The organism is Glutamicibacter sp. NPDC087344 (genome assembly GCF_044744225.1).
Classification (GTDB): Bacteria; Actinomycetota; Actinomycetes; order Actinomycetales; family Micrococcaceae; genus Glutamicibacter.
Map to the genome: position 1 here is coordinate 1 of NZ_JBIUXY010000017.1, position 25,455 is coordinate 25,455.

27 protein-coding genes are annotated in these 25,455 nt (G+C 58.8%); 8 read left to right on the plus strand and 19 right to left on the minus strand.

Annotated features, from left to right (window positions below; translation table 11 throughout):
* Nucleotides 1-1,020, plus strand: a 1,020-nt coding sequence (locus tag ACIOWL_RS20100; protein WP_400389392.1) for a hypothetical protein, incomplete at its 5' end; no start/stop codon positions are given.
* A 131-nt stretch (nt 1,021-1,151) separates the two neighbouring features.
* On the opposite strand, the gene ACIOWL_RS20105 is transcribed toward ACIOWL_RS20100, so the two are convergent.
* Together ACIOWL_RS20105 and ACIOWL_RS20110 are read right to left on the minus strand one after the other, a co-directional pair.
* A complete protein-coding gene (locus ACIOWL_RS20105; RefSeq protein WP_400389395.1) occupies nt 1,152-2,180 on the minus strand; it encodes a GAF domain-containing protein in 1,029 nt (342 codons plus the stop codon).
* A 292-nt stretch (nt 2,181-2,472) separates the two neighbouring features.
* The gene (locus ACIOWL_RS20110; protein WP_400389398.1) at nt 2,473-2,682 is read right to left on the minus strand and encodes a hypothetical protein; all 210 of its coding nucleotides are present in this window, start codon (nt 2,680-2,682) and stop codon (nt 2,473-2,475) included.
* 165 nt (nt 2,683-2,847) lie between these two features.
* Between ACIOWL_RS20110 and ACIOWL_RS20115 the strand changes: the two genes are divergently transcribed.
* Both ACIOWL_RS20115 and ACIOWL_RS20120 read left to right on the plus strand, forming a co-directional pair.
* Complete coding sequence (locus ACIOWL_RS20115) at nt 2,848-3,444, plus strand: dihydrofolate reductase family protein (protein WP_400389401.1); 597 nt, start codon at nt 2,848-2,850, stop codon at nt 3,442-3,444.
* Between the two features lie 12 nt (nt 3,445-3,456).
* A complete protein-coding gene (locus tag ACIOWL_RS20120; protein WP_400389404.1) occupies nt 3,457-4,584 on the plus strand; it encodes a PQQ-dependent sugar dehydrogenase in 1,128 nt (375 codons plus the stop codon).
* On the opposite strand, the gene ACIOWL_RS20125 is transcribed toward ACIOWL_RS20120, so the two are convergent.
* Complete coding sequence (locus tag ACIOWL_RS20125) at nt 4,577-6,094, minus strand: acetyl-CoA hydrolase/transferase family protein (RefSeq protein ID WP_400389407.1); 1,518 nt, start codon at nt 6,092-6,094, stop codon at nt 4,577-4,579. The genes ACIOWL_RS20120 and ACIOWL_RS20125 overlap by 8 nt on opposite strands.
* A 518-nt stretch (nt 6,095-6,612) precedes the next feature.
* Here ACIOWL_RS20125 and ACIOWL_RS20130 point away from each other — a divergent pair.
* Nucleotides 6,613-6,978: an SPW repeat protein gene (locus ACIOWL_RS20130; protein WP_400389410.1), complete on the plus strand. Its 366-nt coding sequence runs from the start codon at nt 6,613-6,615 to the stop codon at nt 6,976-6,978.
* Between the two features lie 119 nt (nt 6,979-7,097).
* Here the strand turns inward: ACIOWL_RS20130 and ACIOWL_RS20135 are convergent, their stop codons facing one another.
* The 8 genes from ACIOWL_RS20135 to ACIOWL_RS20170 all read right to left on the minus strand — a co-directional run bounded on the left by ACIOWL_RS20135 (nt 7,098) and on the right by ACIOWL_RS20170 (nt 14,189).
* Nucleotides 7,098-7,415: a hypothetical protein gene (locus tag ACIOWL_RS20135; RefSeq protein ID WP_400389413.1), complete on the minus strand. Its 318-nt coding sequence runs from the start codon at nt 7,413-7,415 to the stop codon at nt 7,098-7,100.
* A 179-nt stretch (nt 7,416-7,594) separates the two neighbouring features.
* Nucleotides 7,595-8,464, minus strand: a complete 870-nt coding sequence (locus ACIOWL_RS20140; RefSeq protein WP_400389416.1) for a bifunctional hydroxymethylpyrimidine kinase/phosphomethylpyrimidine kinase — start codon at nt 8,462-8,464, stop codon at nt 7,595-7,597.
* Between the two features lie 113 nt (nt 8,465-8,577).
* Nucleotides 8,578-9,033, minus strand: a complete 456-nt coding sequence (gene rplI, locus ACIOWL_RS20145) for a 50S ribosomal protein L9 (protein ID WP_400389419.1) — start codon at nt 9,031-9,033, stop codon at nt 8,578-8,580.
* Between the two features lie 18 nt (nt 9,034-9,051).
* Nucleotides 9,052-9,291 (minus strand): 30S ribosomal protein S18, encoded by a 240-nt coding sequence (rpsR, locus tag ACIOWL_RS20150; RefSeq protein ID WP_013350683.1) that lies wholly within the window; start codon nt 9,289-9,291, stop codon nt 9,052-9,054.
* A 62-nt stretch (nt 9,292-9,353) separates the two neighbouring features.
* Nucleotides 9,354-9,917: a single-stranded DNA-binding protein gene (locus ACIOWL_RS20155; protein ID WP_400389422.1), complete on the minus strand. Its 564-nt coding sequence runs from the start codon at nt 9,915-9,917 to the stop codon at nt 9,354-9,356.
* 55 nt (nt 9,918-9,972) lie between these two features.
* Complete coding sequence (gene rpsF / locus ACIOWL_RS20160; RefSeq protein WP_400389425.1) at nt 9,973-10,269, minus strand: 30S ribosomal protein S6; 297 nt, start codon at nt 10,267-10,269, stop codon at nt 9,973-9,975.
* Nucleotides 10,270-10,698: 429 nt separating this feature from the next.
* Nucleotides 10,699-11,715 (minus strand): GNAT family N-acetyltransferase, encoded by a 1,017-nt coding sequence (locus ACIOWL_RS20165; protein WP_400389428.1) that lies wholly within the window; start codon nt 11,713-11,715, stop codon nt 10,699-10,701.
* A gap of 413 nt (nt 11,716-12,128) precedes the next feature.
* Nucleotides 12,129-14,189 carry an acyltransferase family protein gene (locus ACIOWL_RS20170; RefSeq protein WP_400389431.1) on the minus strand — a complete coding sequence of 687 codons (2,061 nt, stop codon included), beginning with the start codon at nt 14,187-14,189 and terminating at the stop codon, nt 12,129-12,131.
* 179 nt (nt 14,190-14,368) lie between these two features.
* On the opposite strand from ACIOWL_RS20170, the gene lhgO reads away from it, so the two are divergent.
* Nucleotides 14,369-15,577: an L-2-hydroxyglutarate oxidase gene (gene lhgO, locus ACIOWL_RS20175; RefSeq protein WP_400389434.1), complete on the plus strand. Its 1,209-nt coding sequence runs from the start codon at nt 14,369-14,371 to the stop codon at nt 15,575-15,577.
* Here lhgO and ACIOWL_RS20180 read toward each other — a convergent pair.
* The 3 genes from ACIOWL_RS20180 to ACIOWL_RS20190 form a co-directional block, all read right to left on the minus strand.
* Complete coding sequence (locus ACIOWL_RS20180; protein ID WP_400389437.1) at nt 15,574-16,122, minus strand: LURP-one-related/scramblase family protein; 549 nt, start codon at nt 16,120-16,122, stop codon at nt 15,574-15,576. The two genes, lhgO and ACIOWL_RS20180, sit on opposite strands and share 4 nt — an antisense overlap.
* A gap of 77 nt (nt 16,123-16,199) precedes the next feature.
* Nucleotides 16,200-16,691 carry a helix-turn-helix domain-containing protein gene (locus ACIOWL_RS20185; protein ID WP_400389440.1) on the minus strand — a complete coding sequence of 164 codons (492 nt, stop codon included), beginning with the start codon at nt 16,689-16,691 and terminating at the stop codon, nt 16,200-16,202.
* A 220-nt stretch (nt 16,692-16,911) separates the two neighbouring features.
* Nucleotides 16,912-18,192, minus strand: a complete 1,281-nt coding sequence (locus ACIOWL_RS20190; RefSeq protein ID WP_400389443.1) for a M18 family aminopeptidase — start codon at nt 18,190-18,192, stop codon at nt 16,912-16,914.
* 363 nt (nt 18,193-18,555) lie between these two features.
* Here ACIOWL_RS20190 and ACIOWL_RS20195 point away from each other — a divergent pair, with 363 nt between their 5' ends.
* From ACIOWL_RS20195 to ACIOWL_RS20205, 3 genes are all read left to right on the plus strand, one after another.
* Nucleotides 18,556-19,017 (plus strand): helix-turn-helix domain-containing protein, encoded by a 462-nt coding sequence (locus ACIOWL_RS20195; protein WP_400389446.1) that lies wholly within the window; start codon nt 18,556-18,558, stop codon nt 19,015-19,017.
* A gap of 36 nt (nt 19,018-19,053) precedes the next feature.
* A complete protein-coding gene (locus tag ACIOWL_RS20200) occupies nt 19,054-19,653 on the plus strand; it encodes a PIN domain-containing protein (protein ID WP_400389449.1) in 600 nt (199 codons plus the stop codon).
* A gap of 315 nt (nt 19,654-19,968) precedes the next feature.
* Nucleotides 19,969-20,463: a lipopolysaccharide assembly LapA domain-containing protein gene (locus ACIOWL_RS20205; protein ID WP_400389452.1), complete on the plus strand. Its 495-nt coding sequence runs from the start codon at nt 19,969-19,971 to the stop codon at nt 20,461-20,463.
* Here the strand turns inward: ACIOWL_RS20205 and ACIOWL_RS20210 are convergent.
* The 5 genes from ACIOWL_RS20210 to ACIOWL_RS20230 all read right to left on the minus strand — a co-directional run bounded on the left by ACIOWL_RS20210 (nt 20,460) and on the right by ACIOWL_RS20230 (nt 25,435).
* Nucleotides 20,460-21,155 carry a response regulator gene (locus ACIOWL_RS20210; RefSeq protein ID WP_400389455.1) on the minus strand — a complete coding sequence of 232 codons (696 nt, stop codon included), beginning with the start codon at nt 21,153-21,155 and terminating at the stop codon, nt 20,460-20,462. The genes ACIOWL_RS20205 and ACIOWL_RS20210 overlap by 4 nt on opposite strands.
* A 3-nt stretch (nt 21,156-21,158) precedes the next feature.
* Complete coding sequence (locus ACIOWL_RS20215; protein ID WP_400389458.1) at nt 21,159-22,454, minus strand: sensor histidine kinase; 1,296 nt, start codon at nt 22,452-22,454, stop codon at nt 21,159-21,161.
* Between the two features lie 25 nt (nt 22,455-22,479).
* On the minus strand, nt 22,480-23,334 hold the full coding sequence (locus ACIOWL_RS20220) for an ABC transporter permease (RefSeq protein WP_400389460.1): 855 nt from the start codon (nt 23,332-23,334) through the stop codon (nt 22,480-22,482).
* 6 nt (nt 23,335-23,340) lie between these two features.
* Nucleotides 23,341-24,267 (minus strand): ABC transporter ATP-binding protein, encoded by a 927-nt coding sequence (locus ACIOWL_RS20225; protein WP_400389462.1) that lies wholly within the window; start codon nt 24,265-24,267, stop codon nt 23,341-23,343.
* A gap of 139 nt (nt 24,268-24,406) precedes the next feature.
* Nucleotides 24,407-25,435 (minus strand): YdcF family protein, encoded by a 1,029-nt coding sequence (locus tag ACIOWL_RS20230; protein ID WP_400389464.1) that lies wholly within the window; start codon nt 25,433-25,435, stop codon nt 24,407-24,409.
* Nucleotides 25,436-25,455 lie beyond the last annotated feature (20 nt).

A 25,455-nucleotide genomic window follows, 5' to 3' on the forward strand; every position in this document is an offset into this window, starting at 1 on the left:
GACATGGATGGAGAGCACCAAGACGGCAAGATTGTGCTGGCGGAAAATGATGGCTCATTTTCGGAAATCTCAACATGGGGTATGGACATGTGCTCGCTGGAATGGATGAAAGATGGACTGTACTTCAGTGATATGAAGAACGACTACAGGTTCGACAGCGAAGGGCTCACGAGGTTTGAAAGCATGAAAACCGACAGTCAATACGCGATGCTTCCAGCCAATCAAAATACCGTCATCGGCCTCTATAACTTAGGCTTCAGCGATACGGGCTATACAACACAGGTTGTGACTACAACCGAAGATGGAAGCTCCCTGCAAGATGTCGAAGGCGGGTATTTCATTGCCTCGCAATGCGAAGGAGTAGTCTATGGAATCGGGTTAGCCACAGGACCGTATTCCAAGACCAACGACCCGGATACCGAGCCCATGGTACTCAACCAGCTATCGGGCACAACCGATGGGAAAGAGATCAATATTGGCACTAGCACAAAGGCTAGGGAGGGTGCAGTTCTCGATGATGCTCCTTGTATCGATGGAAAAATCTATTACATTTCGGACGAGAAACGAGGTGGATTAGAAGTTCCGCCTGAGGCAGTCCTGTCAATTTGGGATATAAAAACGGGGAAGTACGAGAGCAAAGCATTGCACTCAGACCAGGATATCGAATCGTTCATTAGTGAAGACGGCACAGGGCTTCCCCAAGTGACTAACCAGTCCGTGAAAGGCGGGACGCTTGAGTGGTACGGACTCGAAGATTCGATCATGACCACTGATTTGGAGACAGGGCAGACGGAACGTAAATTCACAGTTGAGGGGCGTAGCGATAATTCTGCATCGTCCAAGGTGATTTTTACCGATACAGAAGTTATTGTCATGGTGGATAACAACGACGGTTCACAATACCGATTTCTACGCTATAACAGGGGCACAGGACAGCAACTGGAAAACGTGGTGCTGGACATCGATCCAGGAAAGCTGAGCGGCGGGTTATTTTTCAGAGGTTTTGCCATACGACCTTGAAAGTCATGGTGCTTCTTTGACCATCGGAACAGTCGGAAACGCCGACCCTAGAATCGGACAAAAAAGCTTTTGCCGAGCTTCTGATGGCTAGCTAGGAAATGCTGCCAGAAGCTCGGGGCTTTCCGGCTCACTCAGTCGGAGAAAACCACCGGGACGGTCAAACGATACGGCCGCGCAACAATGATTCCACCAAGTTTTGCCCGAAGCCGAGAGACCTCAGCACGAACTGTCACCGGGGTAACTGGCTCATCCCACAACTCACGCAACCCCTCCAACCCCACACCCTGCGCATGGCTGGCCAGCACCTGCAAAATACGCCAGTGCCGAAAATTCAGCGGCACCTCGGTACGTTCGGATCCCACCCAGATCACCGCACGCAACAACGGACCACCACACAGCTCCAGCACACTCTGCGCCGCAATGGGACGCAACAGCCAACCTCCCGGGACGGATTCAGCGTTCATGGCACCCAAATCGCGTACCCAAACGCTTCCTTCGTGAAGTCCCCCAATCACCGAAAGCCGCCCGGGGCAGTCGAATCCACGGCTAGCGGCCACCGCATACTGCTCATCAACCAGCACATAATTCTCAACCGGCTGATCCACCGAACCACGCAGCTCATTTAGCTTGAGCTGATGCAGCCGCAATAACTCGCCTTCCGCCTCACGGGCGGTTGCAGAGACCAGCGCCAGTGTGTGCGGATGCGCGGTGCGAAAAGAGCCTGCCAGTGTCACGGTGGCAGCCAGCTCCCCGGTGACCGGATTGATGATCGGAGCCGAGGTGCACACCCACGCATGCTGCTCCTCGCGGCCATGTTCCGGTCCGAAAACTTGCACCGGCGCCCGCTCGGCCATGGCGGTGCCGATTCCGTTGGTTCCCACATCAGCCTCACGCCAACGAGCACCCGCCACAAAACCGATCCCATCACTTTGTCGGCGGACCGACCGCGGACCGAGCACCGAAAGGATATAACCCTCGCCATCGGTGACTACCAGCTGATTTTCGGCTTGCCCAGCCATGGACAGCAATCGCTCGTTTAACAACTCGCCTAGGATCGGCAATTCGTCATTCTCGCGCTGCCGCTCAGCCAACGCAGATTCCGGCAACATTTCAGGCACTCCGCCACGCCCCGGCGCCCGCCCCCATGAACGCGCAATCACGGGACGCACCTCCCTGCGTATCGGTTCGCCCTGAGACCACGTACGGTGCAACGGCAATAGCTGTCGAGCATAATCCAAAGGATCCATGCCGGCTCCCAGCGCAGCCTGAAGGCTCGGGGAAGCAACAGGACGGACGGTTCTCATTCCTAGAGGATGACATGCATTCAGGCGCAAGAAAAGAGGTCTGGAGAGATCGGTATGAGGTTCGTGCCGGCATCTGACGAGAAAACCGAAAGCATGACCACACGCAGCTTTGCCACAGGCACTGACGTTACGGTCCACCGCACAGCAGCTAGTTTCGAAGTGCCTGCGCTACATCGAGTTTTGTTGCTTTTAGTGCAGGAGCCACGGAACCGAAAAACGCCGTAACAAGCGATGCTAACAACCCTAAAGCGCAAAATCTAGCAACCAGGGTGTCGCGCGAAAAGGTCATTGCGCTCAGCTCGATCAATGCTTTCCCCATGTCCTGGGAAAGATCGGGCACTGGTTTGTGAAGCGGCATCTCCGAACACGACATCGCATCCACAGCTAATGAACCCGTGAATGTACACCCGCCAACTTCCCCAAGGACCGAAGGGCTGCTCTTGACCCGGCAAGAGGGTTCCGCCCCGCACGGCATCGGCGTAGAGTTGGCGCACTGCATAGCCCATCAGTTGGAGGGTCCATCATGTCGGCAACCTATACCTTCGATGTGTTCAGCAGCCTCGATGGTTTCGGCAGCGCGGGTTCCGATTGGGGCGGCTACTGGGGCAAACAAGGGCCAGAACTGCTCGGACGCAGATTACAGCTCTACACCCCGCCGTGCCGTATGGTTTACGGGGCACAGACCTTTCGCCTCTTCGAACACTTCTGGAGCCAAATCGAGCAGAACCCGGAGGTGGAGGATCCATGGGGTGTCGCCATGCACGAACAACCAACCACCGTCATCTCCAGCACCTTGGTGGAACCACTGAATTGGCCCGATGCGACCCTCGAACAGGAGGACGCGGTTCGGGTGGTCACCCGGCTCAAGGCGCAGTCCGAGATTCCATTGCGCTCCCATGGTTCCTTGGCCTTGAACCATTCGTTGTTGGCCGCAGGATTGGTGGACTTTATCCAAGTCACCGTGTTTCCGGTACTCACCGGGCGTAGCGGAGCTAGCCCCATCTTCGCCGGGATGGATGACTATGATCTTGAATTAATAGACTCCCGGCTGCTGGATCACAGCATTCAAGAGCTCACTTACCGCCCCACCTTGCACGTGCCAAGGCATCAGGCTCAGTGATAAGGACTTGTCATGCAACGCTCGCGCGCCCTGAGCACCCTGATCGCCGCTGGGTTGCTGCTTGCCTCCTGCTCGGTTCCCAACTCCCCGGCGCCAACCAGTCCCCTGCCAAACGCCTCAGGACCGAACGGCACGGAGCCGACCAGTGATGCCCCCACAAAAAATGATCCGGAGCAGACTGGTCAACAGCACACCCTGGCCACTAATCTAGCTGCGCCTTGGTCTGTGGCGGCGGCAGGGGACGTACTCTTGCTCAGCGAGCGAGACACCGGGCGCATTCTCGAGGTGCTTGATCAAGGTGAAGTCCGGGAAGTTGCCCGGCTGAACGACGTCTCCTTTGGCGGTGAAGGTGGTCTGCTGGGGTTGGCCTTCAAAACACCTGACCGGCTTTATGCCTACTCGACAGGCTCGCAGGGCAACCGGATCCAAGAATTCCAGCTGTCCGGAACTGCCGGAAGCTACTCCCTCTCGGCGCCGACCACACTGCTTGATGCCTTGCCGTCCGCGTCCAACCACAACGGCGGACGGCTGGCTTTCGGTCCGGATGGCCTGCTTTACGCAAGTGTCGGGGATGCTGGCAGGCCCGCAAACGCGCAGGATCTGGGAAGCCTTGGCGGGAAAATACTTCGGCTCACCGCGGACGGCGAGATTCCAGCAGATAATCCATTCCCGGATTCCTACGTATACAGTTATGGCCACCGCAACGTTCAGGGCCTCGCATGGGATGCGGACGGAACAATGTACGCCAGCGAGTTCGGGCAAAACACCTGGGATGAACTTAACCGAATCACCGCTGGCGGAAACTACGGTTGGCCCGAAGCCGAGGGCCACACCTCGAACGACTCCGGCTTCATCAATCCCATCGCCCAGTGGCCCACCGACCAAGCCAGCCCCAGCGGTATCACCATCATCGACTCGGTGCTGTACCTGGCAAACTTACGAGGTCAGCGGCTACGCGCGGTTCAGTTGGCGGACCCAACCGAGCAGCGTGAACTGCTCGGCGAATTAGGCCGGCTGCGCGATGTGGCGCCGGGTGCCCCGGGTCAGCTGCTGGTGCTCACAAACAACACCGACTCACGTGGCGACCCGGGGCCAGGGGATGATCAGCTCATCTCCATCGAGCTGTCGGAGGTCAATTAGCCGGGCGCATGTCTCCGGTCTCGAAATATCGCTGGTGCCAGGACAGGGCCTCGCCCAGCAGGTGCGGGGTGTGTTTGCCGTAGCTCTGGCTGCGGGCGCGGTCGAAGTAGTCCTGCAGCAGTGGGCGGTAGTCCGGGTGTGCGCACTGGTCAATGATCACTTGGGCACGCTGCTTGGGCGAGTGGCCGCGAAGGTCGGCCAGGCCCTGCTCGGTAATCAGGATCATGGTGTCGTGCTCGGTGTGGTCCACGTGGGAGGCGAACGGGACGATACCTGAAATCTTGCCGCCCTTGGCGGTTGACGGGGACATGAAGACCGACAGGTAGCCGTTGCGGGCAAAGTCGCCCGAACCACCGATGCCGTTCATGACGTGTGAGCCCAGTACGTTGGTGGAGTTCACGTTGCCGTAGATATCCGCCTCAATCATGCCGTTCAGCGCGATACAGCCCAGCCGGCGGATGATCTCCGGGTGGTTTGAGATCTCCTGAGCTCGCAACAGAATCCGCTCACGGTAATGGTCGACGTTTGTGTTGAACTCGGCGATCCCTGCCTCGGACAGCGAGAAGCTGGTGGCTGAGGCAAACTCAATGGTGCCGTCCTTGATCAGTTCAAGCATCCCGTCCTGGATGACCTCGGTGTACGCGGTCAGGCCCTTATAACCACCGCGTGAGAGCCCGGCCAGCACCGCGTTGGCAATATTGCCCACACCGGACTGCAGCGGCAGCAGCTTTTCGCTCAGGCGGCCGGCACGGATCTCATAGTCCAAAAATCCCAGCAGGTGATCCGCGATTTTCTCGCTGGTGACATCCACCGGAGCGAACGGGCTCAAACGGTCCGGGGCATCGGTCTGAACCACGGCGACAATCTTGTTCACGTCCACGTTCAGATACTTCTGGCCGATGCGGTCACGCACCGTAGTCAGCTCGATGGGTTTCCGGTGCGGAGGCAAAGCGGTGCCGTAGTAAATATCATGCATTCCATCCATGGCGGCGGACTGCTGGGTATTTACCTCAATGATGACCTTGTCTGCCATCTCCAGCCAGGTTTTGTTGTTGCCCACGGAGGAGGAAGGAATCAGGTCGCCCTCGGCGGTCACCCCGACGACCTCGACGATGGCGAGGTCGATTTTTCCATAAAAACCAAACCAGGCATGCTGGGCCACATGGGACAGGTGAATGTCCATGTATTCCATGTTTCCCTCATTGATCCGGCGGCGCAGTTCCGGGTCGGACATGTAGGGTAGGCGCAGATTCATGCCTTCCGCCTTGGCAAGGACCCCGTCAAGTTCTGGGGCGGTGGAAGCGCCGGTCAGCACGTTGATCTTGAAGTCGCGGCCGGCCTCATGTTCGGCCCCGATAAGTTTGGCCAGGGCGCCGGGCACGGCCTTCGGATATCCGGCACCGGTGAAGCCGCTCATGGCTACGGTCATGCCGGGCTTGACGAAAGTGGCGGCTTGCTCCGCGCTCATCAGTCGTTCGGTGAAGGCGCGATGGTGAATACGCTGGTGCATGTTAGCCCTTTCCCACTTCATTGTGATCCGCAACAGTAACGGGTGTCTCAACCCCATACTCTAGTGTCGCTTTCACCCCTTGACCGCCACTTTCTAGGTGCTTTGCCGAATAAAGCACCCACAAAGCGCTGACGTGCTCAGAGTTTGCGGTAGCCGGTCACCGGATGTGTGCAGGTTGCGAGTAATATTCTCCCCCGGCGTCCCCCGGCTTCTACATCGAGTACGTGCGTTGGACCGTTCCGTTGTGATTTACAGATTCGCTGGATACTCGTGGTGGCCTGGATTTGCCGCGAGCTCCCATCATCGCGAAATTCGAAGGCGCTCAACCCAAGTGTCTGGGTTAAAACTGCGTAGAAACGGTCGTCCGGCAGGCCAGAAATTCACCACCGTCGAAAGGAAATCAGGTTGTTACCGTTTTGTCCCCGAATAGCCGTTGACCGCCTTCCGGGCCGCTCCTACATTTGAAGGTGACTCCCGTCGGGGGCCCACTGAAATTTCAGGTTGGAGGTCGGTTTCAAATGAAGAAATGGACTCGGTGGCAAGACTGGGTCGGTGTGGCGGCAGGCTTGTACGCAGCCATTGCATCAATCTGGCTCGCTGGAACAACCAGATCCATGACGCTGATGATGGTTTTTGGTCTGTTGATGGTCGCAACCGCCGTATTGAGCGTTGCGATGCCACGCTTGGTCTCAATGGAATGGGCGCTGGCTGCTGCTGGCGCACTGCTTTTTGTCTCGCCATGGATAGGACAGTACACCGGCTACGCCATGAGCACGTGGGTGTCTTGGATTTGCGGTGCCGTTGGTATCGCGGCAGGCCTGATGGCCCTAGCACCCGCCATGGAAATGCGTCATGCAACGGGTGATTCGAACACGGCCCACTAGAACCCTTGGATGGCCAGTTGTACGTTTATTGTCTGCGTTTCGGATTTTTTGGCTTCCGGAACGCAGACAATTTCGTTAACGACGTTCTTCGGTTACCACCGGCCACCCTTCGGGTTCTCCTAGCCGAATACTGCGTGAACTCCATCCGCTACGTAACGCAGTTCCATCCGGCACCCCATGGCCTCTGCATGTCGGCGCAGGGTTCCCAATTGCGCTCGGTCAAGCTGCCCGGCTTCAAGTTTTTTCAAACGCGCAACATCCATGTTGAGGCTTACTGCCAGTTCCTTGGCACCGAGCCCAGCCAGTTCTCGCAGTTGGGTCAGTGATTGCTCACGCGATTCTTGGGAGCCATCATTCAAAGCATGGAGGCGGTGCTCTTCCAGGCTTCGCCGCTGTTCTTCCGAGAGTTCGCGCGGATCAAGAAAACCGAATCCCATGAGTAGTGTTCTCCCAAGTACTTCAATGACTGGACTGCTACACCAAACCTAAGGTCTTGGATTTGCCGGGAAATTACACTTTGCGGGCGCAAAGATGAACAGGAAATGAGACCGCGGTTTTTCGGTAAGTGGCTTCGAACCTACGGTTTGGATCAGGGAGCCGGCCTACGTCCCGCTCACTACAGGTTGTTTTTGGAGCTGAGCTCAAGGCTGCGCGCCACGAGCCGTTCACGGACACCGATACCGGCCCGGTACACGGATTCAACAATGCCCAGCCCCTGGTGCAGTCCTGCAATGATCGACGCGGCCATCACATCCCCGGTGCCCTTGGCTCCAGATTCCAGCCGTTCAAAGTCGATTACGTCCAGCGAATCAGGTGTGAGAACAAGGTTCTGCCCCCGGGCGCCTGCCTGTTGGTTGGCTGCATGCTTCAAACCGGTCACCGCAATCCAGCGGCAACGTCCAGCCAGGAGCAGGCGTGCATCGGCGGCGACCTGTTCGGTGGACGGCGTCTGGTCAGGCTCTCGCCCCAGCAGGTGATGGAGTTCAAAGAGGTTCGGAACGATCCCCGTAGCCAGCGGAAGCAACTGCTCACGCAAGACCCCGGCAACCGCTGGATCGGTGTAGGCTCCCACGTCGTAGTCCCCCAAGGTAGGGTCCACAATGACGCGCAGCTGCGGCCTGCGCTCCAGCAGTTCCCGAATCCAGTCGGCCACCGCGCCGACCTGCTGCGGGGTTGCGAAATATCCGGTGTACACCGTGGAAGCCTCGTCTGCCACGCCCAGGGCGGTGAGATCATGCAACGCATCATTAAGCCACGGCCCCGACAGGTCGGCCGCATGCACGTTGGGATAGTGCGGCAGGTTGCTGAGCATGGCGGTGGGCAGTGCCGCGACCTTGAGGCCGTAGCTGTTGAGCACCGGCACCGAAGCGCTGAGGCCTACGGTGCCGTAAACGACCTGTGATCCAATGGCGATGACGTTTACCGGGCGGGAGTCCAGTTCCCACCGCTGCCGTGACAAAACGCTGTTTTTATCCTGTTGATCCACACCCATATCGTAGCGGTTGCCGGAGCGCCGATGGCCGGTTAAACGCCAAAGGGCGGCACATGCCCCTTGCGGAGCATGCACCACCCGATGAACGAAAGGTGAGTCTAAAAGACTTACTTCTTTGCGGCAGCTACAACCTGCAGGCGCACGGTTGCAACAACGTCCTCGTGAACGCGAACGGTCGCGGTGTAGTTACCGGTCGACTTGATGTTGCTAACCTCAACGTTGCGCTTGTCGACCTTGCCCAGGCCGGCAGCCTCAACAGCAGCAGCAATGTCTGCGGTCTTCACGGTGCCGAACAGGCGGCCGTTGGAGCCAGCCTTGACGGTAACCTTAACCGGCTGGGACTTCAGCGATGCTGCAAGTGCCTGAGCTTCCTCAAGGTTTGCAACGGCGCGAGCGGCGCGAGCAGCCTTGATGGACTCAACCTGCTTCTCACCGCCAACGGTCCAGACGATTGCGAAGCCGCGTGGCAGCAGGTAGTTACGGGCGTAGCCGTTCTTTACCTCAACAATGTCGCCAGCAGCACCCAGACCGGATACTTCGTGAGTCAAAATGATCTTTGCCATTGTGATATCCCTTCTTCCTTAGCCGCGGCCAGCGCCGGAGTAAGGCAACAGGGCAACTTCACGTGCGTTCTTGATTGCCTGAGCGATCTTGCGCTGTTCCTGAACGGAAACGCCGGTCACACGACGAGCGCGGATCTTACCGCGGTCGGAGATGAACTTGCGCAGCAGTGCAGTGTCCTTGTAGTCGATGACGGTGATGTCAGCGGCCTTCAAGGGGTTGGACTTTGGTTTGGGCTTACGGATTTCAGCCTTAGCCATCGTGGAGCTCCTTTAGTTTGGGAGCCCGCAGAGTGATCTGCGGGATGGTGAATAAAAAGTGTTTAGAAAGGCGGTTCGTCGTTGCCTGGGTTGCCCCAGCCGCCACCATTATTCCCGCCAGTGCTCCACGGATCAGCGGCTGGAGCGTTCCAGCCACCACCCTGCTGCGGCTGCTGTTGTTGCGGCTGCTGCTGTGGTGCATTTTGCTGTGGTGCGTTGGAGAAGCCTCCACCGCCAAATCCTCCGCCGCCACCGCCGGAGCGCTGGGTGCGGGTTACCTTGGCGGACGCAAAGCGGAGCGACGGGCCGATTTCATCGACTTCGAGCTCCATAACGGTGCGCCGTTCGCCTTCCTTGGTGTCGTAAGAACGTGAACGCAAACGACCCTGGGCGATGACACGCATGCCCTTGGTCAGCGTTTCAGCAACGTTCTCTGCAGCCTCGCGCCATACCGATGCGCGCAAGAACAGGGCTTCCCCGTCCTTCCACTCATTGGACTGGCGGTCAAAGGTGCGAGGAGTCGAAGCGATCGTAAAGTTCGCTACGGCTGAACCGGACGGCGTGAAACGCAGCTCCGGATCGGCGGTCAGGTTTCCGATAACGGTAATAACAGTCTCGCCTGCCATTGACTCTCCTTAGAAAAGTTTGAACGTTTGTCTTACGACGGAAGTACAGGCGTAATTAAACGCGAGCCTCTTCCGGACGGGTGACCTTGTGGCGCAGGATCAGTTCGTTGATCTTCAGCTGACGCTCAAGCTCAGCCGAAGTAGCTGGATCTGCGGTGTAGTTCACCACGATGTAAGTGGCTTCTGCCTTCTTCTTGATTTCGTAAGCCATCTTGCGACGACCCCAGATATCAACCTTGTCGATGGTGCCACCGTGGGAGCGAACAACCTCGAGGTACTTCTCGATGGTTGGCTCTACGGTGCGGTCATCGACCTCTGGATCGATGAGGACCATAAGTTCATAAGCACGCATGTGAACCCACCTCCTTTGGGCTAAACGGTCGCGGCATTTCCGCAACAGGAGGTTCTTGCGTTGCCTGAGCCGGACACACCCAAGTTTCGGGCGTGCGGTAGCACAGACCTTACAAGCTTACCCGAGTAACCGAACATGTAGTAGTTAGGGTGTCGTAGATCATGGGAGTCATCGCGCAAACCTCAAGTTCACACTTGCCGGCGCAGCGCCTCCCCGAGTCGTTTGGCGGCTTCTTCCAACCGGTCTTCGGCAATATGCCCATAGGAAAGCCTCAGGTGGCGTCCGCGTGGAACCCAGCGTCTTGGGCCTGGCGCCGTGGTCTCTCGACTGAGTGAGCCGCTGGAGCCGATCCGATGGCGGCGCCCTGTGCTTGGGGGGAACGAAAGTTTGGTGTTGGGTGAGGTCCGCAAGGAATTTGGCGTGCTGTACCTAGGCGAATGACGGAGCCGGATCCACCGTTTTGCCGAAGGCCAGCACATGGCCGATGCCCGGGTGCTCGCGTTCGCGCAAATGCAGGCGCCGGTACCCCAGTTTTCCGTATAACGAATGCGCCGGAAACATCTTGATGCCGGAGTTCAGGACCACCCGTTGCAGCCCTCGCTGCGCGGCAAGCCATTCAACGTGGCTGATCAGCAAGGTGCCGATACCTTGTCCCTTGGCATGCGGGGCAATGGCCAGAAACCTGAAATCGAGTTCGTCGGGCTGGCCAAGCTCGGATACGTTCGCCCCGGGTTTGGGAGTTGTCACCGTGCCAAGCAAACGCCTGGTTGAGCGCTGTGCGGCAATCCAGACTTGATGTTCCGTTGCCCGGCTCGACACCGCTTGCAGGGCTTCGCGGTACTCCTGGCGAATGGAATAATCCGATTCGTAGGATTCGAGGGTCAGTTCTGCCACATCAGCGTATTCGCTTGAGTTGGCCTGGCGCACCACGATATCGCTGCCCCACAAACGCTGGGCATACACCACCAGGTCCGGGTGGGAATCGTTGCCCTGCACATCACGCCACGGCTGTCTCTCATAACCGAATCCATCATAAAGTCGGCGAGAACGCTGATTGTCCGCAGCAGTGTCCAACACCAAGTGTTCGGCATCCCAGAGATCCGCCACACGGGCGGCCTCTTCAAGCAGTAGCCAGCCGACACCTCGCTGGCGGGCTTCGCTGTCCACCGCCAGCAAACGAACTTCGGCTTCCCCTGGCTGCGCCTGGCGGGAATACGGCACCCCTGCTGGCAATACGGTGACTGTGCCGCTGAGCGCCCCGGTCTCAGAGTCTTCCGCGACAAGTACTTCACCCTGGGCCGCACGCCCCTGTGTGTCGTGCAACAAGCTGAGTCGATCCGCAGTGGCAGCCCGGGCATTTTCACCTGTATGTCCGAATGCGGACAACGCCAAGTGGGCAACGGCTTCGTACTCGTTTCGACGAGCGGTTCTCACGTGAATAGCCATAGAGCGGCGCATCCTTTGTTTCCAGGATCCTTGGGCAGGGCAACATTTCCGAACCACAGGTTGTTTGAGCAGTGCGCCAAACACAAAACATGAGCGGGAATTGATTGCCAGCCAAGTCGGCTGAACGATTTTCTAATCTCCAATCTAAATATCAGCGCTGTCCGTGCGGAGGAGATGTCAAAGTACGACGTCCCGTGGAGAAATATGTCATCCACCATCCGCGTGAGGTAGCCAGCACCGCTGGGATGTAAACCGTTTGTGCTTTCACCAAGGCTCAGAGCGGCCTGAATAGAGACACCCTCACCACCGTCCCGGATCGGATAGCTTCCTGCTCCCGGCGTCAAAAGCTGCACCTACCAGAGCACTGGCCGGGGCAAACTGTGAAGTTCTCAAATTATTAGAGGTTCAGTTGGTCAGCGAACCGGTTTGATGAGCGGTTGAACCCGGCGGATGAAGTCCGGGGCGACGGTGCGCATATAGGTATCCGAGACATGGTGTTTATCTCGATACACCAAAACGTTTCCCACCAGCGCGGGACAGCTCCCGGAGTTGCAGAATTCATCGGTGAGATCTACAACTTGCGCGCGGGGTTCCAGCTTCCCGGCCTCTTCGGTGGCATCCGTAGGCACCAAGGCGTCGGTGCGCGGGGTGGCGCACCGTCCGGGGTCGTCCGGGTTTTCGGCCAGGCAATCCCTGGCGTACCCGTTCAGCGCTGGGCGCGGTGTATCAACCAGCGCAATGACATGGATCCCGGCGTCTTCAAGTTCTGACCAGGCATCGGCGAAACCACGTGCCGGATCGGTGCTGTACCCGGCCTCCGCCCAGTTGGCCGTCAGGACCACGTCAATATCACCGCGCTCACTCAAACGATGAGTAATCGTTTCATTGGCTTCGCTGCAGGAAATTGAACCGTTTACTTCCGCGGTGCGTTGCGCCTTCGAGTAGGGGCAGGAGTCCTTCAGATATGTGACCAGCTTATAGTCATTAGCCTCAGCCAGCGCCAGCACCGCTTGGTACCAGTGGGTGGCATGTGAATCACCCACCAGGGCAATCGTTGTGGTGGCGTCCGGGTTCCCGAATTCGCATTCTTTGGACTGAAGAGATTGAGGTTTTTGCACGCAGTCGCCGATTGGCGGTAAATCTTCGTCTGCTTCGCTCAGCGTCGGAACTATCTGGCGGTTCTCCCCCACATACGCCTGCGATTCGAGATCCAAAGACGCTGCACCAAACCCCTCGGGCGGGTTGGTTCTCAGCTCAGTGGCCTCCAGGTTCTGCTGCTGGGCAAGCGCTGATTGAGCCTGCTGAGGAACAAAACCCAGACTCGCCACCAGCGCCACCGAGGTCGCCCCGACCAGAATGGTGCGCCCTGCGCCGCGGGAAAGAATCGACCAGTTCCGTACCGGATTCTCGACATATCGATAACTGAGCTGCGCCAAACCCAGCGACACGGCCAGCAATCCCACCGAGACGACAGGTCCCGCTTCTCCGCCAAGAAGATGTGCGGCGAAAACGATGAGCGGCCAATGCCATAAATATAGCGAGTAGGACACCGCCCCGACCCACTGGACCGGAGCGCTGTCCACCAGCTGATGGACCGACATGACTCCACTGGTGCGTTCAGCGGCGATGATCAAAACGGTAGCCAACACCGGAACCAGGGCGGCCGTACCGGGAAATACCGTCCCGTCGCCATAGGTGAATGCCGTCCCAGCCAATGCCGCCAGCGCAAAAAGCACCAGGGCGCTACGCAGCCAATCCGGAATCCCCTGAAGGATTTTCTCCCCCTTCGCGGCCCGGTGTGCGGCGAACAGGGCCAGCAAACCTCCCGCCGCCAGTTCCCAGACACGGGTTGTGGTCACGAAGTATCCGCTGGGGTCCCCGCTAAACCCCAGGAGGGCAGAATACGCCAGAGAACTCAGTGTCACCACGGAAAACCCGATCCAGAGCGCACGGGTTCTCCAGCGACGCTTGACGCTCACGTAGGCGATCAGCACCAGCAGTGGCCAGAACACGTAAAACTGCTCTTCGACGCCCAGAGACCAGAAATGCTGAAGCGCGCTGGGAGTTTGCTCTGCCGCGAGATAATCCACCGATGACGCAGCCAACACCCAGTTCTGCACCGACAGGGCTGAGGCGACCGCTTGGATGCCCACCAATTGCCACAAGGTACTGGGCATGAATATGAGTGTGCCAATCACGACCACCACAATGACAAGCAAGGCCGCCGGGAGGATTCGCCGCACCCGACCGGCATAAAAGGCCAGAAGGTCAATCCGGCCGGTCCGGTCAGCCTCCCGAAGCAGGTGAGAGGTGATGAGAAAACCGGAGATCACCAAAAAGATGTCCACCCCGATATACCCGCCCGGCAAGATGTCGGGCTCCAGGTGGTAGAGCACCACCAACAGGACCGCCACGGCGCGCAGGGCTTGGATCTCAGGCCGAAAGTTTCTGACCGGGGTGGAAAACGAACTCATAGTGTTTGATCGAATCAGCCCCGGGTAAACAGCGGGTGAGCATCAGGCAACGCACGCAGAAACGGGAGCTCAGACATCTTTGTTTTTCCACGCTTAATTCAATTGTTTCGCGCCTGATTCGTGGGTAGCGTTTCTTGATGTCCAATTGAACATCGCCATCACCCAACGAAAGGTTCCCCATGCCTCACGCCACGTCGTTTGTTGTCGTCGGCGCCGGAATTATCGGCGCCGCGGTGGCCCGGGAATTGCTGCGCAAATATCCCGGCGCAAACATCACCGTGGTGGACAAGGAACACACCGCCGCAGCGCACCAGACGGGACACAATTCCGGGGTAGTGCACGCCGGGCTTTACTATGAGCCCGGCAGCCTCAAAGCCAAACTTTGCCGACGCGGAGTCCAGCTGCTCAAAGAACTTGTGGCTTCCAAGGCACTTCCGTATGAGGCATGCGGGAAGCTCGTGGTCGCCCTGGAACCCGAGGAAGAACAACGGCTGAAGAACATTTTTGATCGGGCCAAAGCCAACGGGGTTCCCGGGGTGTCGTTGCTGGGTCCGGACGGTATCAAAGATATCGAACCCAATGCCGTGGGACGGATGGCCTTGCATTCACCCGGCACCGCAATCATCAGCTACCGGGCGGTCACCGAAGCCTTGCTTGAAGAGGTCCAACAGCTAGGAGGCGACGTCCGTTTTGGCTGCGCCGTTGAGCGTATCGAAGAACTGGCGTCCGGGGTTCGCGTGCACACCAGCGCGGGAGAATTACCGGCAGATCATGTCATTGTTTGCGCCGGCTCCCAGTCCGACCGGCTGGCGCGCGGTGCAGGGGCCAACAGGCAGCCACGTGTGGTGCCGTTTTTTGGCCAGTATTTCCAACTGGAGGAAAGCTACCGCAGCATACTCAACGGGCTGGTCTATCCGGTCCCGGATCCAAAATACCCATTTCTCGGGGTCCACCTGACCAAACGTGTTGATGGACAGATGATGGTTGGGCCTAACGCGTTCTTGTCCCTCTCCCGGGAAAAATATCGGGGACTGGGTTTGGATTTCAGAGACCTCGGTGAGACGCTGAGCAACCCGGGGTTCTGGAAGTTCGCCTCGCGCAATTTTCCTACGGCTTTCCGCGAAGCTCGCACCGTCATCTCGGAGCAGTTTTTCCTCAAAGAGGCCGCCAAATACGTTCCCTCCCTGGAGGGCGCCAAAGCTGCACGCCTGACCCGCGGGATTCGGGCCCAAGCCATGGATGCCGACGGTCGATTGCTGGATGATTTTGCCATTGACTACCGAGAGCATGCAACACACATCCGCAATGCCCCGTCCCCCGGTGCTACCAGCTCACTGGCAATCGCCGAGTATATTGTGGAATCCCTGGCCTCCAGAAAATCCGCTTAACCCCGGTTCTGTTTCTCCCGAATCAGGTCCAAGGCCAGCACCGAGCCGATGCTCATTAGACGATGGCCCACACTGAGGTTTGGAGCCAGCTGCACCGAATAGGTTGATTTGCCCATCAAGGCATTGCCAAGACCCGACCAGCTGCGTGACACGCTGGCAATCACTGCCGAACGCGCGCTGATCTGAAATTCGAAGTCCCAGAGATTGCCAAGCAACTCGATCTCTTCACCTTGGAACTCCACGGTGATCCGGGTCTTGAACAAGGTGATCCGCTTAACCAGGTTGGCGATGTGCTGTCCCTGCCCATCAAGGATCTCCATCCGGTCGCGCCCCACGGACATGTTGTCCTTCACCTGCAGGACCGGGTTATTCGGCCCATCGAACACCGTCAGTTGCCGCGACCCCGCAAATAGCCGACCCAGGGCGCTGCCCCCGGTCTCCACGTGAGCGATCTGCGTTCCTTGGCCATCCAGGATCGCGAAGTCGTTTTTCATCAGATTTTTGATCTGCTGAAAAACTAACACGTTAGGTTCGAAGATCGTCATGCAAGCGATTATGCCAGCAGGTTCGCCGCCGCACCGACTCCGGCAAGGCCCAGGTGCCCTGCTGGTGCGCTTCGGTGTTATCCCAAAATTCCGCGGTCGGCCTTGGAAAGTGGATACCGTTCGTCAAGTTTCGGATCCAGCACCAGACGGAACAGCGCCTCAAGGATCAAGCGTCCCGCACCCCAATAGACCGGGATTATCAACCAGCTGAACCAGCCCCAGTGCAGGGAGAAGGCAAGGAACACCGAGGCGAAAACCAACACGATTCCCACACCTCGGAAAATTGAGACCACACCCTTGGTGTAGGAATCTCGTTGTTCCTGCTGCTGAGCCACCCGCTGTTCCAGGCCCTCAACCGACGCCTGGAACTGTGGTGTCTGCACACTGGCGAACAGGTCGCCTACGGGCACCTGGAGGGCGGTGGCGATGCGGGAGAGGGTGTCCATGCTGGCATCCTGTCCGGCCTCAAGTCGCTGGACCGTCCGAACGGTGACCGAGCTTTCAGTAGCGAGCCGTTCCTGCGTCCATCCCTTGGAGCGGCGAATTTCTGCAATCCGTGATTCATTCATGAAACTCACATTAGCCATCACATGCCCGCCAGCACCACGACTTTGCCCCGACAACAGCCCGACAAAGTCACGACAGGAACACGACACCTGCTTGTCAGCCTGTAAATACGGGATTCAGTTGCACTCTCGGGTAATAGATTCCACAGAAGGCATATATAAAGATGTGACGGACCGAAGCCGGTTGCTGTATCGACAGCTCTCGGCCACGGCCCGTGCACTTTCAGTCGTTGAAGAACGTGCGTGCCACCTTGGACAGGTACCACGGGTCATCAACACCGCACATCTCTCGGGCCGAATGCATGGACAACAGCGCGACCCCCACATCCACCGTGCGAATGCCAATACGGGTTGCGGTCAGCGGTCCAATGGTCGAGCCGCAAGGAACTCGGTTGTTGGAGACAAACTCCTGATACGGCACCCCGGCGCTCTCGCACCACCGTGCGAACGCGGCAGCCCCCACGGCATCCGTGGCGTAACGCTGGTTGGCATTAATCTTCAACAGCGGACCGGCATTCACCTGCGGACGGTTCGCCGGATCGTGGCGATCGGCGTAGTTCGGGTGCACCGCGTGACCGGCATCCGCGGACAAACACACCGAGTTGGACAGCGCCCGCGCGGTGTCCTGAACTGTGGCTCCCAGCGAGGCCTGAATGCGTTGGAGCAGCTCCTCAAGGAAGGGGCCGCTTGCGCCTGACCGCGACTGCGAGCCCAATTCCTCATGGTCGAAGGCAGCCAGCATGGCGATGCGCTGCCCCTCGGGTTTACGCGCGTAGTCGCTCAACGCGATCAGACCCGCGTGCACCGAGGAAAGGTTGTCCAGGCGTGAGGAAGCGAAAAAGTTCTTACCGTCGCCAAACACCTCACCACGCTGCGCCGGAGCGGTCAGCACGTCATACCCGGCAATTTGCGCCGGATCTACCCCGGCAGATGCGGCGAGCACTGCAAGGATGTCTGCATCGGCAAGATCGCCCGCACCAAAAATCGGGTTGGTGTGGGTCTGCCGGTCAAGGGTCAGGCCGTCATTTACTTGGCGGTCCAGGTGGATGGCCAGCTGCGGGATCCGCAGCAGCGGTTCGGTTTGCGCCAGGTGCACCGACCCGTCACGCAATACCAGGCGGCCTGCCAGCACCAGCTCACGGTCTAGCCAAGAGTTCAGCAGCGGGCCGCCATAAACCTCGACACCGGCCTGCCACCAGCCGTTGGAACCCGTAGTGGGTTTGGGCTTGAGTTTGAAACCCGGGGAGTCGGTGTGGGCTCCGAGGATGTGGAATCCGGTAGTTGCGGTGGCACCTTCGGGCTGCACCCAGGCAATAACCGCGCCATCACGCACCACATAGTAGGCTCCGGCCCCAAGGGTCCACTCGTCAGCTTCATTCAGCGCCGTGAATCCGGCTGCATCCAGGCGCTTCGCCGCACTCGCGGCGGCGTGGTAACTCGATGGAGAGGTCGCTACGTATTCGGCCAAATCTGCAATGTGTGCCATTGCCGCGGCTTGTGCCATGACTGGGTGCTCACTTCTTTCGAGATCAGTTGTTTCAGTTTGTGCGCTCCAGCAGAACCTGCCGGACACCTTCCAGCTTAGTAGCCCGCACGGCAGATGATGTGTCAGGAGCCGCCAACTTTGCCAGACGGGGAATTACCGAGGAATTACGACCCCGGGGTTGACGTGGAACAACCTCGATACCCGTCTAAAGATCCGCGTTGGCAAGCTTCGCACCTGACGCCCGCACCCGACAGGTGCTAATCCCCGGATAAGGCAAAACAATAGTAGGCACCCGTCGCGAAAGGTCCTGAAAGCCGCTTCACCGGCATTGCACTTATTTCACTTATGATGCATAGTTGAAATAAGTGAAAGGAGAAAGTAGTGAGCTTACGCGCCACCACCCAAAACCTCCAAGTCCTCGACGTGACTCCTTCCCAGCACGAGGAAGCTGCAGAGGTTGAACGTCGCTTAGATGACGTTGACCCAAAAACCTTGAAGATTCGTATTGAGTCTACCTCCGGCGAAGAAATCGTCATCCCCTCTGACTTGGGAAAATTACTGCACCAAATCCTTCGGATGGCCGCATCGGGGAAATCGATTTCCATCTCTCAAATTACTCAAGAACTGACCAGCGTAGAAGCAGCCAAAATGCTGGGCATGTCACGCCCGACGCTTCTGAAACTAGCGGCACAGGGCGACATCGAGTTCCACAAGGTGGGATCCCATTCGCGCTTCACCCGCAAAGACATCCGGGCTTTTCAAGAAAAACGGCTGGAAGATCGACGCCGTGCCTTTGACGAACTGCGGGAATTCGAAGATTCTTTGGACTTGAATGAAACATAACATCGGTGTGGGCCATAGTTGCTTATCATTAGCATTATGCAACCGGGGCCCACACTATTGTTTTTAGATGCGAATATCCTGCTGTCACGAACACTTCGAGACTGGTTTTGCCTGATTGATCTGGAATCCGGTCACGAGGGGATACAGCTTCGCTGGAGCGAGGACGTTCTCGCAGAGTTCCTATACCACCTGCGCAAGAGGAACCCTTCAGCATCCGAGGAGAAAACCGGAGGACTACGCCGCCGCCTCGAGAATACTTGCCCCGAAGCTTTGATCTCCAATTATCAAATCCGGAAAGATCTCGTACAGTTTGGACGCGACAAATTTGATGCGCATGTAGTCGCTGCGGCCGAACATGGAGGCGTCGATTATTTGGTCACTAACAACATCAAGGATTTTCAACCCTTCGCCGACGAATGTGAATTTGAAATCTACTCTGCCGACGAGATGCTTTGCCTGATCTACGAACGCAGACCCGATGTCGTTCGTACTGTTGTCCAGAGGCAATTTCCTTATTGGGCAAAGCGCCAAAACCCCAAAACGCTTCACGAAGCACTTGTAGCAGCGCAGGCCCCCAACTTTGCAGAAAAGGTCAAGACTCAGCTAAGGCATCTAGCCATGTCAGGAACGTACTAAAGGCAGGGAATAGCAACAGCGCAATCAGTCCCAGTCCTTCAAATAAGTCATAAAACCCCTCATCCCCGGCACCCTTCGGCGCTTGGTGGGTTTCATCATTTATGTGCGTCAAAGCATCCTCGCCGACCGACGCGCCTGCCGGTCGCCACTTATCGTGGGAACTGCGGTCAAAGTCACCGGGAATCCGCCCGGCGAAGTACCCGGACTGTGCCAGACGGGGAATTACCGAGGAATTACGACCCCGGGGTTGACGTGGAGCATCATGGGCATCAATGCTGTGAACAGGTCCCTATTGGCCAAGAAAGCGAGCGCACCATGTCAAAAGCCAACCGTACCCCCGAGGAACTTCCCGAGTTCTCAGATGCGCGCGAACCTCAGCGAGAAACCGAGCTGGAGCTTTCAGGTGAGCCTGAGGGTGAACTGGCTCCGTCAATGAGCTCTGATCCGGTAGCCGTTGAAGCCGAGCAATCCTATGACCTGCAAGAACCAGATCCCCAAGGCCTGCAGCCGCTTCCGGCGCCAGAGCCAGACGAGCATTCCGGCTCAACAAAACTCGGCCGGTTATGGACCGCTACCGTGATCAGCGTGCTGCTGCTGATCTTGCTGATCATCTTTATCGCCCAGAATCAGAATCCGGTCACCGTGCAATACTTCGGGATGCGCGGGGAAATCAGCTTGGGCCTGGCGCTGTTCATCGCCGCGTTAGGTGGCGCCTTGATCGTTGCGGCCATCGGCGCGGCACGCGTGATCCAACTGCGCGCCAGCGCACGGAAAAAACGCCGGGCCGAAAAGAAGAACTCCGCGTTTTAGAAGTCCAGCCCCTGTGAAGGGATCACCAATCCGGTCTCGTAGGCATAAACCACTGCCTGGACCCTGTCGCGCAGGTGCAGTTTGGTCAGGATGCGTCGCACATGGGTTTTCACCGTTGCTTCCGACAGGAAAAAGCGGTGCGCGATTTCGGCATTGGACAGGCCTTCGGCGAGCGCACGCAGCACTTCCTGCTCGCGCGGGGTCAGGTCGTCAAGCAGCGGATCGCGCTGCGGCGCGGCGGTGTTCGCGGGGGTGCGACCCGAGTTGCGCACATAGGTTTCCAGCAGCCGGGCCGTCACCCGGGGAGCCACCACGGCATCCCCGGAGGCAACCAACCGCACGGCGGAAACCAGTTCTTCGGGGGCCACGTCTTTGAGCAAAAAAGCGCTGGCCCCAGCCTGCAACCCGGAGAACGCATATTCGTCGAGGTCAAAGGTTGTCAGGATGATGATTTTGGTTTCCGGATGCGCCTTGGCGATACGTTCGGTGGCCTCGATGCCGTCCATGTTGGGCATCCGCACGTCCATCAGCACCACGTCCGGGTGAAGGGTCGCGGTCTGGGTTAACGCCTCCAGCCCGTCGGCCGCCTCTCCGGCAATCTGGATGTCGTTTTCGCCCTCCAAAATCAGGCGGAAGCCCATTCGCAGCAGGGGTTGGTCGTCAACCAGCAATACCTTGATGTTTTCGTCCATGTCCTACCCCTTTACGGATTTCTGATTACTATTCTTCGCACTGCACTCGGGCAGTTGCAACATCGCTTTCACAATCCAACCGCCACTGGCCACGGGGCCAGCATCTACCGTGCCGTCAAAAAGTTCAGCGCGTTCACGCATGCCACGCAATCCCCGGCCGCTGCCGACGCTTGGTACCCGGGTGGCATCCCCGTTGTCCATGATTTCCAAACGCACCTGGTGCCGGCCGCGTTCCAAGCGCACCTGCACATCGGTGACGTTGCGGGCATAACGCAGCGAGTTCGTCAACGACTCTTGGATGATTCGGAAGATGGTCAGCTGGAAGGCTTTGTCATCCGGCAACGGCTCGCCCACGTAGGTGTAGGTCAGTGGCAGCCCCGCCACCCGGAACCCCTCCAACAGGTGCTCCATGCTGCCGCCGGTTGGTTGCGGGGATAATTCGCTGCCTTCGCCTTCACGCAGCACCCCGAGCATCCGGCGCATGTCGGCCAGCGCCGCCCGGCCGGTGCCGGATAGTTCGCTCAAGACTTCCTCGGCCCGCTGCTGATCCCGGCGGCCCACCACACGCGCCCCTTCGGCCAGGGCAATCATGACCGACAGCGAATGCGCCACCACATCATGCATTTCGCGGGCTATGCGGTTGCGTTCTTGGACCTGCGCCAAGCGCGAGACCTGCGAGGCCCAGTGGTTCAGCTCAGCTTCGTGGATGCGGGAATTGCGGATGTAGCCGCCAATGGCCGCGGCGGCGACGTAAAAACCGATGAGGAATGCGGCGAACACCCCGATCAGGACGCTGGATAACACCGATTCGCTGATTCCGTCGCTCGGGTCCATGTCCATGTCGCTCATGTCCGGGAATCCAAGCAGCACCAGCAGCACCATCTGGAAACTTCCAGCCAGGATGGCCAACGGAATCGACCGCCGGGCCGAATAGCTGGTGGCCACCATGTACAGGGCCAGCATCATGCCCAGGCCCTCGGCCCCGTACACCGCCCCGCTATCCAGGATCGAAATGCACTGCAGGGCGAACACGATGCACAGCACCGTCATGGGTGCGCGGCGGCGGAACAGCAGTGTTCCGGCGGTTGCCAAGGTGATCAATAACAGGACAATCCCGTGGCTGGCCGGTGTATCGGCCATCAGCAGCACCCCGGGCAGGGTGCCCAGCAGGTAAAAGATCACGACGCCAAGAGACACCAAACGCGGATGGGTCCTCAGGTACCTGCGTACCCGACCCATCCGCTTGGCGGCCAGTTCGTCGAAGGAGGCGACCGACTCCTGCAGCGAAAGATTGCTCATGGTTTCCAGTGTAGTTTTCCGAACCCTACTTGATGTCGCGGCTCTTGAGCAGAACCCCGGCCAGGATCAGCGGAATGAGGATCCAGCCGGCAACACCGAGCAGCTGTTGCCAGGTCTCAAGGGTGCTGGGGTAGCTCAGCGGAAGGGCCAGCCCGAGGCCCAGCTGGTCCGGCATGAACCGGGCGTAGTCCTTGAACCAGTCGGTGACCGCCATCAGGATCTGCGCGATCATCGGCAGCACAAAAAACAGTGCAACCAGGCTGGTGATGCCGCCGGCCGAGTTGCGCAGCAAGCCGCCCAACGCCAGGCCAATCAAGGCCGCCATGACCACTGCCAGCACGCCGTACCAGAGCATTCGGGCGAACGCTTCGCTGCCCATATCCAGGGTCAGCGAGTAGTTCTCGGCCAGCGGACGGCACACCAGGTAGGCGGCCAGGGTGGAGACCAGCTGGACCACCGCGGTCAGCACGGTGATCATGATGATCTTGGCGGCCATGACCCGAAGCCTCTGCGGGCTGGCAAGGAAGGTGCTCACCGCGGAGCCGGTGGTGAATTCGCCGCTGAATAGCAGCACCCCCAACACCCCGAGGATCAGTTGGGAGAACATCAGGCCCGAGGCCAGGGTTTCCACCGCGAAGTCGGTGCTGCCCATCATTTCGGTGCCCGGGATCTGCTCACCGGCTGGCATGTTCTGCATCAGCGATCCAACACCCCAGATGCCGATGGCGGCGATGCCGACATACACAACGATCGAGACCAGGATCAGGATTCGTGTGGAGTTCAGGGAGAAGAAACGGATCATTTCGCTGCGCAGCACTCCGCCGAGGCTGACCTTGCCGCCGGTGCGTGCCGCGGATGGTGCCGCAAGTTCGGTACTCATGATTTCCTACTTCCCATCCTGGTTGTCGGTGGACACCTGTGAACGGTATTCGATGGCGTCACGGGTCAGTTCCATGTAGGCGTCCTCCAAGGTTCGCTGCAGCGGACGCAGCTCGCTGAGCACCACCCCGGTCTCTAATGCGCGGCGGCCGATCACCTCTGATTCGGGTCCGGTGACCTCCAAGGTGGTGGCATCCAGCCGGCGCAGCTGCACCCCTTCGGCGGCCAGGGCGTTCATCAGCGCGTCGATGTTTTGGGATCGGACCATGGTCTGGGCCAGTCCGTTGTCAATGAATTCGCTGATTGGCGCATCGGCCATGATGCGGCCTCGGCCGATCACCACCAGGTGATCTGCGGTCTGCGCCATCTCGCTCATCAGATGCGAGGAGATCAGCACGGTTTTCCCCACCGATGCTTGCTGGCGGGCCAGGTTGCGCACCCAGGCCACCCCCTCGGGGTCCAAACCGTTCACCGGTTCGTCCAGGATCAGCACCTGCGGGTCCCCCAGCAACGCGGTTGCGATTCCCAACCGCTGGCCCATGCCCAGGGAGAAGCCGCCAACCTTTTTGCGTTGCACCGGCGCCAACCCGGTCAGTTCCAGCACCTCGTCCACCCGGGACTTGGGCAGGTTAGCGGTGGCCGCCATGGCACGCAGGTGCGCCCGCGGGGTCAATGACTTGTGAACCGATTTGGCTTCGAGCAGGGTGCCAACCTCGGTCAGTGGGTGGGTTGAGGTCTTAAAGTTTTTCCCGTTGACGAGCACCTGCCCGTACGTGGGGTTTGCCAGTCCAACAATCATTCGCATGGTGGTTGATTTACCTGCGCCGTTGGGGCCGAGGAAGCCGGTGACGATCCCCGGTTGAACCGTGAACGACGCGTGGTCGACCACGGTTTTTGCACCGTAAGTTTTGGTCAATTCCTGTACCTGGATCATATATCCAGCATAAAAAAACTTCGGCTTGGGCGAACCGCCCGGAATGCTGATTTTGCTTCTCCCTCAAAAGGCGGATCAGCTGGTCCCCGGCCTTGGCTTTGTGCACCTTGGGGTGCATAACTGGGCGTCGGCGCGCAGCCTAGCCCACCGAGGTTGCAACAAGCAGTGCCCCGATGATCATCATTGCGAACGGCAAGGCAAGGATGATCATGAACTTCCGGTGGTCCCGGGCGATGGCAACACATTCACGCAGGAACGCGCTGGGCCGGTAGTACGCTGCGGTTTTACCGCCGAAGGCGCGGGCATCAAGCCCCAGCGCCCGCGAGGCCAGCCCGGCCCGTAGTGCGTGGTAGTCGCTGGTCACCAGCCACAGCCGGCCATCGGCTCGCCGGGCCCGCACCAGCTCGTTGGAGAATTTCAGGTTTTCAACGGTGTCCTTGGCGCGGTCCTCCAGCAGGATCTGCTCCCGAGGTATTCCCTGCTCGGCGAGGTAGCGTCCCATGCTCACCGCTTCGGGTTCGATTTCGTCCGGTCCCTGTCCCCCGGTGGGCACCATTAATGGTTTGGGGCCATCCTGTGCGCCGTACAGTTCAATGCCCTTATCCAGCCTTCCCCGCAGCAACGGGGTGACTTCACCGTTGATGGTGCGGGCACCGAGCACCACCACTGCGGCTCCCTGGCCCTTGGCCTGGAACCTGGCGTGAACCCAGGAATACAACAGCAGCATGACAAAGATGCTCGCGCTGAATACCGAAACAAAAAACATGATGAACGCCAAGGACAGGCTCCACCAGCGCCCCAGAACCACCAAGGCCAGTGCCGCCACTGGCAGCGCAAAAACCAGGATCCCGGCGATCAGCGACAACAAGTTGGGCAGTTTGGCGCCTTCACGGCGCCACATCAAAATGCCGTTGTGGATCAGCGCGCCGCCAAAAACCACCAGCATCAGGGGTGTGAGCACCACCAGGATCGTGATGAGGAACCCGAAACCGGGGATAAAGGCCGCCAGCATCTCGGAGAGTGTGGACAGGGTGATCAGCACCAATGGCAGCAGTGCCGCGGCAAGCACCAGCCGCCGCGGATCGCGGCGATACAGCGCACCGAAAACCACCCACAGCACCGCGAGCAGGGCCAGGGAAATGAAGTTGTACCCAAAGTCTTCCATCATGCTCCAGCCTAGACGGAGTG

Bases quoted from the DNA above. Each gene is read 5' to 3' on its own strand.
- ACIOWL_RS20125 (WP_400389407.1), bottom strand. From the start codon at position 6,094: ATGCACCAGCGTATTCACCATCGCGCCTTCACCGAACGACTGATGAGC.
- ACIOWL_RS20130 (WP_400389410.1), top strand. From the start codon at position 6,613: ATGAAGAAATGGACTCGGTGGCAAGACTGGGTCGGTGTGGCGGCAGGC.
- ACIOWL_RS20180 (WP_400389437.1), bottom strand. From the start codon at position 16,122: ATGACGATCTTCGAACCTAACGTGTTAGTTTTTCAGCAGATCAAAAAT.
- ACIOWL_RS20165 (WP_400389428.1), bottom strand. From the start codon at position 11,715: ATGGCTATTCACGTGAGAACCGCTCGTCGAAACGAGTACGAAGCCGTT.
- ACIOWL_RS20230 (WP_400389464.1), bottom strand. From the start codon at position 25,435: ATGATGGAAGACTTTGGGTACAACTTCATTTCCCTGGCCCTGCTCGCG.
- ACIOWL_RS20120 (WP_400389404.1), top strand. From the start codon at position 3,457: ATGCAACGCTCGCGCGCCCTGAGCACCCTGATCGCCGCTGGGTTGCTG.
- ACIOWL_RS20190 (WP_400389443.1), bottom strand. From the start codon at position 18,192: ATGGCACAAGCCGCGGCAATGGCACACATTGCAGATTTGGCCGAATAC.
- ACIOWL_RS20210 (WP_400389455.1), bottom strand. From the start codon at position 21,155: ATGGACGAAAACATCAAGGTATTGCTGGTTGACGACCAACCCCTGCTG.
- ACIOWL_RS20225 (WP_400389462.1), bottom strand. From the start codon at position 24,267: ATGATCCAGGTACAGGAATTGACCAAAACTTACGGTGCAAAAACCGTG.
- ACIOWL_RS20220 (WP_400389460.1), bottom strand. From the start codon at position 23,334: ATGAGTACCGAACTTGCGGCACCATCCGCGGCACGCACCGGCGGCAAG.
- lhgO (WP_400389434.1), top strand. From the start codon at position 14,369: ATGCCTCACGCCACGTCGTTTGTTGTCGTCGGCGCCGGAATTATCGGC.
- rpsF (WP_400389425.1), bottom strand. From the start codon at position 10,269: ATGCGTGCTTATGAACTTATGGTCCTCATCGATCCAGAGGTCGATGAC.
- ACIOWL_RS20110 (WP_400389398.1), bottom strand. From the start codon at position 2,682: ATGCCGCTTCACAAACCAGTGCCCGATCTTTCCCAGGACATGGGGAAA.
- rpsR (WP_013350683.1), bottom strand. From the start codon at position 9,291: ATGGCTAAGGCTGAAATCCGTAAGCCCAAACCAAAGTCCAACCCCTTG.
- ACIOWL_RS20200 (WP_400389449.1), top strand. From the start codon at position 19,054: ATGCAACCGGGGCCCACACTATTGTTTTTAGATGCGAATATCCTGCTG.
- ACIOWL_RS20170 (WP_400389431.1), bottom strand. From the start codon at position 14,189: ATGAGTTCGTTTTCCACCCCGGTCAGAAACTTTCGGCCTGAGATCCAA.
- rplI (WP_400389419.1), bottom strand. From the start codon at position 9,033: ATGGCAAAGATCATTTTGACTCACGAAGTATCCGGTCTGGGTGCTGCT.
- ACIOWL_RS20185 (WP_400389440.1), bottom strand. From the start codon at position 16,691: ATGAATGAATCACGGATTGCAGAAATTCGCCGCTCCAAGGGATGGACG.
- ACIOWL_RS20205 (WP_400389452.1), top strand. From the start codon at position 19,969: ATGTCAAAAGCCAACCGTACCCCCGAGGAACTTCCCGAGTTCTCAGAT.
- ACIOWL_RS20155 (WP_400389422.1), bottom strand. From the start codon at position 9,917: ATGGCAGGCGAGACTGTTATTACCGTTATCGGAAACCTGACCGCCGAT.
- ACIOWL_RS20215 (WP_400389458.1), bottom strand. From the start codon at position 22,454: ATGAGCAATCTTTCGCTGCAGGAGTCGGTCGCCTCCTTCGACGAACTG.
- ACIOWL_RS20115 (WP_400389401.1), top strand. From the start codon at position 2,848: ATGTCGGCAACCTATACCTTCGATGTGTTCAGCAGCCTCGATGGTTTC.
- ACIOWL_RS20135 (WP_400389413.1), bottom strand. From the start codon at position 7,415: ATGGGATTCGGTTTTCTTGATCCGCGCGAACTCTCGGAAGAACAGCGG.